Origin of the sequence: Armatimonas sp., assembly GCF_031410135.1 — a bacterium.
Lineage (GTDB): Bacteria > Armatimonadota > Armatimonadia > Armatimonadales > Armatimonadaceae > Armatimonas.
Map to the genome: position 1 here is coordinate 1 of NZ_JANNYP010000215.1, position 2,886 is coordinate 2,886.

General features: G+C 54.0%; 3 protein-coding genes. 1 reads left to right on the top strand and 2 read right to left on the bottom strand.

Annotated features, from left to right (window positions below):
* Positions 1–256 precede the first annotated feature (256 nt).
* On the bottom strand, positions 257–736 hold the full coding sequence (gene tnpA, locus RMO15_RS07630; protein WP_309710062.1) for an IS200/IS605 family transposase: 480 nt from the start codon (positions 734–736) through the stop codon (positions 257–259).
* A 340-nt stretch (positions 737–1,076) separates the two neighbouring features.
* Between tnpA and RMO15_RS07635 the strand changes: the two genes are divergently transcribed.
* Positions 1,077–1,925 (top strand): IS5 family transposase, encoded by an 849-nt coding sequence (locus RMO15_RS07635; protein WP_309710065.1) that lies wholly within the window; start codon positions 1,077–1,079, stop codon positions 1,923–1,925.
* Positions 1,926–2,105: 180 nt separating this feature from the next.
* Here RMO15_RS07635 and RMO15_RS07640 read toward each other — a convergent pair.
* A partial coding sequence (locus RMO15_RS07640; RefSeq protein WP_309710067.1) for a His/Gly/Thr/Pro-type tRNA ligase C-terminal domain-containing protein occupies positions 2,106–2,886 on the bottom strand: 781 nt, incomplete at its 5' end.

Sequence of the window (2,886 nt, forward strand, 5' to 3'; positions counted from 1 at the left end):
GCTCAACGTCTTGCTGGCAAAGTTCACATCGGCAGATATAGATTTCCCTATTTGGCATGGTTTCTTCACAGTAGAAAATGGAGTGGCTAACTAATCTATTCTACACCAAAGAACTGGAACTTGATTTTGGACGACTACTTAGTCCACAGAGAGTAAAATACTCCGGCTAAAGGCCGGAACTTTTTATTGAAAGCGGACACCGCAAAAGCCTCAAGAGTTCCCACTTTCTCGTAGACTGAGCCTCAGATCCATCAGCTCAGAAAAGGGCCGGGTCTTGGTTTGTCTTATCCTGATCTTGGATGTAGCGGCGAATCATGCCCTCCTCCGTCTGACCAACGCTCTCGACAAAGTACCCATCGCACCAGAAGCTGTCGCCCCACAAGAACTCCTCAAGTTCAGGAAACTCCAAACGAAGAAGACGGCTAGATCGACCCTTGAGCAGATTAACTGCTTTGGTAACCGAAACCGAAGGCGGAATCTGCAAAAGCAAGTGGAGGTGATCTGGCTGAACATTCAACTCGTGCAGGGGCCAGTTTCTCACTTCACAACCTTGACGCAGCAGAGCCTCAACGCGCTTGGCGACTTCTCCCTCCAGCACACGGCGACGATACTTGGGAGTCCAAACAAGGTGAACACGAAGGCGATGCGTTGTGTGAGCACCAGCAAGATAGCGCGAAATGCCCTCAGGTGTAGATGCCAGGTCACTGGTAATGGAAGGCTTTTTTCGTTTTCCCAAACCCTATTATAGCACCAATGGCTTCGGGCAAATCCAGCCCTGAGTGGAGAAACCAAACTCAAATATAGAAAGCAGAGATACCCCGGAGCTTGCTCTGGTCGGAGTCCTATCCAGCCATCTGTCCCAGGGGACTCCTGGCATCACGTTTCCTCACCCGGCCTCAAGGCTGGGGTTTCCACGCACCTTTTTGATGACACTCTCCTACCGGAGCAAGCTCCAGGGTATCTACCCGAATCCGGCTACGCAGGATCTCCGAAAACTGACCTATGCCCAATATTTCGGACGGCTAGAAGCTGTTATGAACTAATGCTGGTTTGATGAGCTATCGTAAAATGGGGGTATGTCACTCGTCACCACCTCTACCCGCAAAGCTTATCCCAGTGATGTCACAGACGAAGAATGGCACTTCGTCGTTCCTTACCTGAGTCTCATCAGCGAAGATTCGCCTCAACGAACGCATTCGCGGAGAGAAATCTTTAATGGTCTCCGGTGGATGCTTCGAACCGGAGCCCCGTGGAGAATGATGCCCAATGACCTTCCTCCCTGGGAAGCAGTCTACCAGCAGACCCAGAGATGGATTCGTTGGGGATGCTTTGAAGCCATCGTCCATGATCTGAGGCAGATGCTCAGACTCAGTCAGGGTAAGAATGCCCAGCCCAGTGCTGTCATCCTGGATGGACGTACCAACCAGTCCACCCCCGAAAGTGGGGGGGAGGGACGAGCCGGTTACGATGGAGGCAAACGCAAAAAAGGAAGCAAAACTCATATTGCCGTGGATACTCTGGGCTATCTGCTTACCCTGGTGGTGACCCCGGCCAATGAACAGGAACGCGCTCAGGTCGAGGCATTGTGCACTCAGGTTCAGGAAGTGACCGGGCAAAACGTGAAGTTGGCTTATGTGGATCAGGGCTATACAGGTGAGGATGCTGCCTCTGCGGCATCGAGTCATGGTATTCGTTTAGAAGTGGTCAAGTTGCCTGAAGCCAAGAAGGGCTTTGTGCTTCTTCCTCGTCGCTGGGTGGTAGAGCGCTCCTTTGCCTGGGTCTCTCGCTTCCGCCGTTTGGCTCGCGACTATGAACGACTACCTGAGACGGTCAGTGGTTTGACTTTCTTGGTATTCGGAATCTTGATGTTGGTGAAGGCGAATCACCTAAATCTACTACCGCAAATTAATGGCATCAGTTCATAACAGCCTCTAGTTAAGCAGAGCCGACGATAAAGTAGCTTGCCTCTCGAATTCAACGGGGCCCAGGTAGCCCAGAGACGAGCGTCCCTGGCGGGGAGTGCCTCGCCCGTCGCGTCAATAGTTCTGCTTAACTAACCGTCCGAAAAACGGGGATAGGTCACCTGAGAGATGGATAGGATTCGGCTACACCAGACGTGCCCGCAGGTAGCCAAGTAAGTCTGTGATCGCGATGCGCTCTTGAGCCATCGAGTCGCGGTCACGCACGGTGACGGTGTCTACTAAGTCCGTCGAGCCATCGCGGCTCTGGCCGAGGGTGTCGTAGTCCACGGTGATGCAGAACGGGGTTCCGGCTTCGTCTTGCCTTCGGTAGAGCTTGCCAATGGCCGCCGTATCGTCGTAGACCACGCGCATCCCGAGCTCGTTTTGCAGTGCTTTCTTGATCGCCTTGGCTTTATTGACAATATCGGGCTTGTTCTTGGCCAGCGGCAGGACGGCAACCTTGATCGGGGCCAGGGCGGGCTTGAGGCGTAGCACCACGCGAATATCGCCCTTGGCCTCGTCCACCACTTCTTCATCATAGGCCTCGCAGAGCGCGGCGAGCACGCCACGGTCCACTCCGGCAGCGGGCTCGATCACAAAGGGGACAATATGTTTATTCGTCTCATGGTCAAAGTACGTCAGCTTCTCGACCGAGTGCTCGTTGGGCATCACTTTCTCACGGGTGTTGTCCGAGAGAGTCAGCGTCTCCTGCTGGCGCGAGTGCGAGCCCAAGTCCCAGTCGGTGCGGTTGGCGATTCCTTCGAGCTCATCGAAGCCGAGCGTGGGGAAGTTGTAGAGAATGTCCACGGTGCGCTTGGAGTAGTGCGCGAGCTTCACGTGCTCAAACAGATCAATCTTAGCGCGATCCAGCCCCACCACGTTCACCCACCAGTCGATGTGATCCTGAATCCACTCGTCGTGGACT

Coding starts and splice junctions, on each gene's coding strand:
- RMO15_RS07635 (WP_309710065.1), top strand. CDS start 1,077: ATGTCACTCGTCACCACCTCTACCCGCAAAGCTTATCCCAGTGATGTC.